We start from the raw sequence: 6,803 nt of genomic DNA on the forward strand, positions 1-6,803 counted from the left end.
ATTGGATTTCACCTACAAAGATACAAAAAATATCGGAGATTACCAACTTTTTTAGGCACTATTTCTTATCCCGAACTGAGGTATCATTGTGGTAAAATGGGGAAGAAAAGGGGGAAAAATAGGGGTGGAATGCTTAAAATATTTAAAATTTAAGGCATTTTGCTAAAAATAACGGAGCAAAAACATTCTATTTCAAAAAAAAGCTTTACCTTTGCAGCGGTATATATACAAATTGGTAACGATAATATAGAAACTAAGAATGATAAAATGATAAAAAGGAGAGTGAAGGCAAGACCTAAGTCAACAACATACACTGGCTACTTCGTCGAGCTTGACCTTTCTAAAATATATAATGAGTTAGACAACATAAGTTTAATTAAATTTTTATAAAAAATGAAAAGACAATTAACTAGTATTTTGCTCTTCTCTGCCCTCTTGATGGGTGGAGCTAGCACTTTCGTATCTTGTACAGATCACGAAAGCGACAGTGCTTACGACACTAGCGTTTCTCAGATCGCAAAACTGACCGAATTGAACAAGTGGTTGGGCGAATTGAAGGAGACCAACCCTGATTTGGCATCTGCCATTGATGCTCGTATCCAGGCAAACATGGAAGTTATCAAGGACGGTGTTTTTGCTGATAAGGAGCGCATCGAGGCAGCTATCCAGGGTTCTCAGGCTTACCAGAATCTTAAGGGAACTGTAGAAGGAGTTGATTCTCGTGTCTCTGCACTTGAGAGATTGCGTTTGACAGATTCTATCGCTGCAAAGAAGATTACAGACGCTTTGAATCAGCGTCTTGATTCCGTTTCTGGTAGCTTGAATAAAGCACTCAATATCTTGCTTGAGCAGAAGCTTGATGGTATTACCGTTAATGCTACAGAGAATCCTGTAACTGGTTATTGGAATGCTTCATTCACCGGTTTGAATTTGAAGTTGGCTTCTTCTTTCTATGGTGTTGCTGCAGAGGGTAACGAGGATTGGGATGTAAAGGCTAATCAGGTGCTCGGTAAGGGCGGTAATGCTGGTTACCTCTATGTTTCTTTGAACCCAACAGAGATTGATCCTTCTTTGGTTAAGGTAGAGTTGGTTAACAGCCAGGGTGAGCCAGCTAAGGGCTTCGAGCTTGGTGAAATCGACAATACTGATAAGGTATTGACTTTTGGTACAAAGGCAGCTACTGTTTCTGCTAATGGTTTCTATCAGGTTCCTGTTATTGCTTCTGATCCTCAGAACGATGGCGTTGAATTCGATAAGGGCGCTTTGGCTGCTGCTGCAAAGAATGCTCTTAATGAGTTGAGAAATCCAAAGGAGAATGATTTGGATTTGAGCATGATTGCTTCTGCTTTGTATAAGAATATCCCAGTATTGACAGCATACGGTGTTAAGGCTGAGTATTACTTGTATAATCCAGATACACAGAATCTTGAGCTTCATAAGACTATTAAGCATGCTGTTAGCGACTATGATATCGCTGCTGTTGCTGTTAAGCCAGTTTCTTTCAACTTCTTGAAGGACAATGCTACTCTTGACAAGCTTTCAGATTGGGCTGTTGAGAACTTCCGTTTGCCTTCTTTGTCAAGCAAGTTGGATAAGTTCGCAGATGCTCTTGACGTAAAGGTTACTCTTTCTGCAGACAAGCAGAATATTAATGTTTATACAATTGTTGCATTAACTGATGTTAAAGTTCATTATGAGGAGGCTACTAATGAGGCTTGGTTCGAAAAGCAGGATGGTACTAAAATTGAGGGTTCTGAAATCAAGAATGTATCAGAAGTTAAGGAGATAAACACAGGTGTAGGTTCTCAGAATGTTTACAAGATTACAACAACTGATAATACAATTGCTGATGTAGTTGATGAGTTGAATACTCAGATTGCTGGTAAGTTGGAGCCTATTAAGAATGATATCAATAAGGTAGGTGACAAGTGGGAGAACGTAATCGCTAAGGTTAACCCATTGTTGAAGAAGGTAGCTTCTAAGATTGGTAGCGCTAATAAGTTGTTGCAGCCAACTATCCTTTATGTTGATCAGAATGGCAACCCTAACACTCTTAGCACAATCGGTGGTCGCCTCGGTACTCGTTTCGTAGGTACAGGTGCTACTACTCTCTATCCTACATCTTGGACAGCTGAGCTCTTGGCTCCTGCTTACAAGAAGTCTATCTCTGTAAAGGCTGTCAAGGACGAAAATAAGGGCGGTGCTACTGTAACATTGACTGATGGTAAAACATCTGCTGCTGAGCCATTCGATGGTTCAATCAACAAGGTAATCTTCAATGCTACAAAGACAGGTGAGTACATTATCGTTTACAAGGCTATTGACTACTCTGGTGTTGAGGTTGAGAAGACATTTAACGTTGTTGTAGAGTAATTTAAGAAAAATATCGTTGGTGGCAAGCTTGCTTGCCGCTAGCCAAATCTTAAAAACAATATTTTAAAATAATTAGATTAAAGATTATGAAATTAAATAAAGTAATACTGTCAGGTGTTGTTGCTTTGAGTTGCGTTAGTGCGTCAGCTCAGGAAGCAGATAAGACTGTAAATGTCTTCACTCCACATTGGTATGCACAGGCTCAGATTGGTGGCCAGTACACATTGGGTGAGATCGGTTTCGGTAAGTTGTTGTCTCCAAATGTTCAGGTAGGCGTAGGTTATAACTTCAATCAGGTTGTTGGTGCTCGTTTCTCTTTGAATACATGGCAGAGCAAGGCTGGTCAGAATGTGGCTGGCAACGTTTACAAGTGGAAGTGGAACTATGTAGCTCCTATGGTTGACGCTACATTCAACCTCACAAACCTCTTCTGCGAGTACAACCCAGACCGTTTGGTTGAGGTTGGCGTATTCGGTGGTATCGGTGCTAACATCGCTTGGGGTAATGACGAGGCTGCTGATGCTAAGGCTGCTATCTTGAAGAGTGATGCAGCGACTGAAGCTCTGAAGTACGGTGCTACTCCATTGGAGAACCTTTGGGATGGTACAAAGACTCGCTTCGTTGCACGTGTAGGTGCTAACGTTGACTTCCGCGTAAGTGATCGCGTTAAGTTGGGCGTTGAGCTTTCTGCTAACACATTGAGCGACAAGTACAATTCAAAGAAGGCTGGTAACCCAGACTGGTACTTCAACGCATTGGTAGGTGTAAAGGTTGCTCTTGGTGAGACTCATACCACTAAGGTAATCCCTGCTCCAAAGCCAGTAGAGAAGATCATCGAGCGTATCATCGAGAAGCCAGCTCCAGCTCCAGCTCCTAAGGTTGAGTCTAAGGTAGTTGAGGAGAACTTCCGTCGTGATATCTTCTTCCCAATCGGTAACACAAACATCGCTAAGTCTCAGACTACTAAGATCGCTGAGATCGTAGAGTACATGAAGGAGAACCCAGATGCTAAGATCACTTTGACTGGTTATGCAGATAAGGGTACAGGTTCTGCTGCATTCAACGATAAGATTGCTGCTCGCCGTGCTCAGACTGTTTACAACACACTCGCAGCTAAGGGTGTTGCTAAGAGCCGCATGATCAAGGAGTCTAAGGGTTGCCGCGTTCAGCCTTTCGAGGAGAACGATATGAACCGTGTTACAATCTGTATTGCTAAGTAATTTAGCTCTATATAGAATTAAATAGTTCATTAAATTTTATAACCGATCTTCATTCTTACTATGTAAGCTTTGGAGACCGGTTATTTTTTGTAACTAAACAGTATTAGAATGAAGAAAAGATTGTTTCTGCTCCTCTTGGGGTGTGCTACCATGCTCGGTGCTCAGGCTCAGTTGAGTGGTGCTGGCTACTACCGTGTGAAGAACGTTTCTACCGGTAGATATATGTCGCTTTCCGACAATCATAGTAGAGGTGTTAACTTCGCTTCAACCAGTGCGGATTGTGGCGCCATGGCTACCAGCTCTATTTGGGAGGACATCTCGCATGACCCGGGAAGCGTGTTCTATCTGGATCATATCAGCGGTGAAAGCTACAATGTGGTTGGTCAGGGAACCAGCCTTTATGGCATTATCCAGTATTACATCTACCTCTCTCCGGTTGGCAATTACTACAAGGCTTGGCAGCAGGATAGTGGTCAGCGTATCACGCTTACCGATAAGAAGTCAAGCAAGGCGGTGAGCTATGTAACTACTACGGGTACTTATAGTACTTGGAATATTATGCCTATCAATACATCTGATAACTATATTGGTGTAAAGCCAACCGTTACGGTTGGCGATAAGCATTATGCTGCCGTCTTTGCCGGTTATCCTTATACGCTGGGTGCTGGTATGAAGGCATACTATGTAACTAAGGTCATCGAATCGGAAGGTGTGGTTATCATCAAGGAGTTGACAGGTACCATTCCTGCAAAGACCCCAGTGTTGATAGAGTGTGCTTCTACAGATGTCAGCAAGAATCAGGTAACACCTGTTGTAAGCGATGCAGCTGTGCCATCTGATTTGGCTGCCCAGGTGAAGGGAGTTTACTTCTGTATTGGTAATCCTTGGTCTGGTCATTTCAACTCAGTGAAATTTGATGCTTCCAGTATGCGAGCATTCTCAGCCAACTCTTATGGCTATATCGCTATGACTACCTCGAAGGATGCGCTCAAATCTGTGAATATCGACCAGGAGGATGGTAATGGAGATAACTTGAGCGTTTTGGCTATCCCTGCCAACAGCTGGTATCTCTCTGTTTCTTCTTCAGCTCCATCCGAGATGAAGATGGTTACCGCCGAGCAGTATGCTACAGGCATTAAGGACATCACCGTGAAGCCTGCCTCATTATATAATGTATATACTCTTGAAGGTGTGCAGATTAAGAAGAATGCAACTTCTATCAGCGACTTGCATCAGGGAATTTACATCATAAATGGCAAGAAAGTCGTTATTAAATAAATAAAAAGCCCTAAACTCTTGTGAGTTTGGGGCTTTTTGCGTAACTTTGCACCGTTTTTTAATGAAAATCAAAAATTTATGAGAAAATATGTAATTGCATTGGCAGCAGCGCTGCTGCCGACGATGGGTATGTTTGCACAGGTGAACGGTGCAGGTAATACAGATAAATGGATTAAGAATGTGGATGCCTCTGTAACGTTGGGTACCACGGGTGTGGGTGTTGATGTGGCTGTGCCTATCAATGAAATCTTCCAGGTTCGTACGGGTTTCTCCTTTACTCCCCGTGTGCATGCTACCATGAACTTTGCGGTTCAGGTGGGTGATGAGAAGGAGAGTGAGCAGGTGCAGGCAGAGAAGTTCAATCGCCTCGCTGACATGCTGGAGGAATATACCGGTACCAGAGTAGGAAATAGCATCGATATGGTGGGTACTCCAACGATGAACAACTTCAAGTTGCTCGTAGATGTTCATCCGTTCCGCAACAAGAACTGGCACGTTACTACCGGTTTCTATTGGGGACCATCAAAGATTGCCAAGGCTGAGAATGCAGTCTATGATGGAACCTCTCTGGTAGCTGTAAGTATGTACAACAACCTCTATGAGCGTGTGAAGAACTCTTATGAGAACTTTGTACCTTATATCTCTGTAGGTGATCAGCCGTTGGTAGCTGACAAGGAGCTCTATGATAAGTTTATGAGTTATGGCAGAATGGGTGTAACTCTGGGCGAGCGCAAGGATGGTACTCCATTCCGTCTGGAGCCGGATGCTAATAATAATGTATCTGCCACTATCAAGGTAAACAACTTCAAGCCTTACTTAGGTTTCGGTTATGGTGGCAAGCTTTTCAAGAATAGCGATGATTATTATGTTTCCTTCGATGCCGGTGTCTTGTTCTGGGGTGGTACTCCAAAGATCATGACCAACGATATCCAGAAGGTTACCTTTACAGCTAACGAGGATTACACAGAGGCAGTGAAGCATGTAACCATAGAACCAGGTGTGGATTTGGCGAAGGATGTGAAGAACGTACCGGGTAAGGTAGGCGACTATGTGAAACTCTTGAAGAGCTTTAAAGTTTATCCTGTAGTAGAACTTCGCTTGACCCGCCGAATCTGGGTGAAATAAGGTAGGATGTGTGCCTACACACCCAGATGGCTTAAAAACGCAATTTGGGGCGAAAATAGGCGATTTGAGGCGTAAAAGTGTTTAAGACTGTTAAATAATGGCGGTTTTTGAAACTTTTCTCTCCGAAAATTTGGTGGTTTCGCAAAATGTTAGTACTTTTGCACTCGCTTTTGAGAAATCACTTCTCTTAGCAATATAAGAAAGTTAGTGCAAGTCGAATACAATGAAACTTGTTTCAATTGTTGAGGCGCAGCCTAACTTGCGAAGAAAGAGTTCTTTGAAAGATTTTACATAAACAGACAAGTAGTACAAGAAGCGGTTAACTTCTTAGAGATAAGAAAGTTGACTGGGTAAAAGAAACGAACCGTCAAGTAATTGACAAGTCAGGTTTACTAAGCTTCAATAAACGAAAAGGATATTCGTCCTAAGTACAGACAACAAACACCGATTTTCTTCTTCGGAAGGAAAGAAGTAAAAATAATATTTTGCAATGGAGAGTTTGATCCTGGCTCAGGATGAACGCTAGCTACAGGCTTAACACATGCAAGTCGAGGGGAAACGACATCGAAAGCTTGCTTTTGATGGGCGTCGACCGGCGCACGGGTGAGTAACGCGTATCCAACCTGCCCACCACTTGGGGATAACCTTGCGAAAGTAAGACTAATACCCAATGACGTCCATAGAAGACATCTGAAATGGATTAAAGATTTATCGGTGATGGATGGGGATGCGTCTGATTAGCTTGTTGGCGGGGTAACGGCCCACCAAGGCGACGATCAGTAGGGGTTCTGAGAGGAAGGTCCCCCA

4 protein-coding genes and 1 rRNA gene are annotated in these 6,803 nt (G+C 42.9%); all 5 read left to right on the top strand.

What is annotated here, in order from left to right; genetic code table 11:
• The first annotated feature begins 393 nt into the window (after positions 1 to 393).
• Positions 394 to 2,373 (top strand): hypothetical protein, encoded by a 1,980-nt coding sequence (locus tag DW830_RS15985; RefSeq protein ID WP_158573521.1) that lies wholly within the window; start codon positions 394 to 396, stop codon positions 2,371 to 2,373.
• An 86-nt stretch (positions 2,374 to 2,459) separates the two neighbouring features.
• Positions 2,460 to 3,593 carry an OmpA family protein gene (locus tag DW830_RS14915; RefSeq protein ID WP_119250435.1) on the top strand — a complete coding sequence of 378 codons (1,134 nt, stop codon included), beginning with the start codon at positions 2,460 to 2,462 and terminating at the stop codon, positions 3,591 to 3,593.
• Between the two features lie 108 nt (positions 3,594 to 3,701).
• Positions 3,702 to 4,871 (top strand): hypothetical protein, encoded by a 1,170-nt coding sequence (locus DW830_RS14920; protein WP_147487283.1) that lies wholly within the window; start codon positions 3,702 to 3,704, stop codon positions 4,869 to 4,871.
• Between the two features lie 78 nt (positions 4,872 to 4,949).
• The gene (locus DW830_RS14925; RefSeq protein WP_119250437.1) at positions 4,950 to 5,996 is read left to right on the top strand and encodes a hypothetical protein; all 1,047 of its coding nucleotides are present in this window, start codon (positions 4,950 to 4,952) and stop codon (positions 5,994 to 5,996) included.
• A gap of 487 nt (positions 5,997 to 6,483) precedes the next feature.
• Positions 6,484 to 6,803: ribosomal RNA gene (locus DW830_RS14930) — 16S ribosomal RNA — on the top strand; the annotation flags it as partial.

This window comes from Prevotella sp. AM34-19LB, from assembly GCF_003468525.1.
GTDB lineage: Bacteria > Bacteroidota > Bacteroidia > Bacteroidales > Bacteroidaceae > Prevotella.

Coding starts and splice junctions, on each gene's coding strand:
- DW830_RS14925 (WP_119250437.1), top strand. CDS start 4,950: ATGAGAAAATATGTAATTGCATTGGCAGCAGCGCTGCTGCCGACGATG.
- DW830_RS15985 (WP_158573521.1), top strand. CDS start 394: ATGAAAAGACAATTAACTAGTATTTTGCTCTTCTCTGCCCTCTTGATG.
- DW830_RS14915 (WP_119250435.1), top strand. CDS start 2,460: ATGAAATTAAATAAAGTAATACTGTCAGGTGTTGTTGCTTTGAGTTGC.
- DW830_RS14920 (WP_147487283.1), top strand. CDS start 3,702: ATGAAGAAAAGATTGTTTCTGCTCCTCTTGGGGTGTGCTACCATGCTC.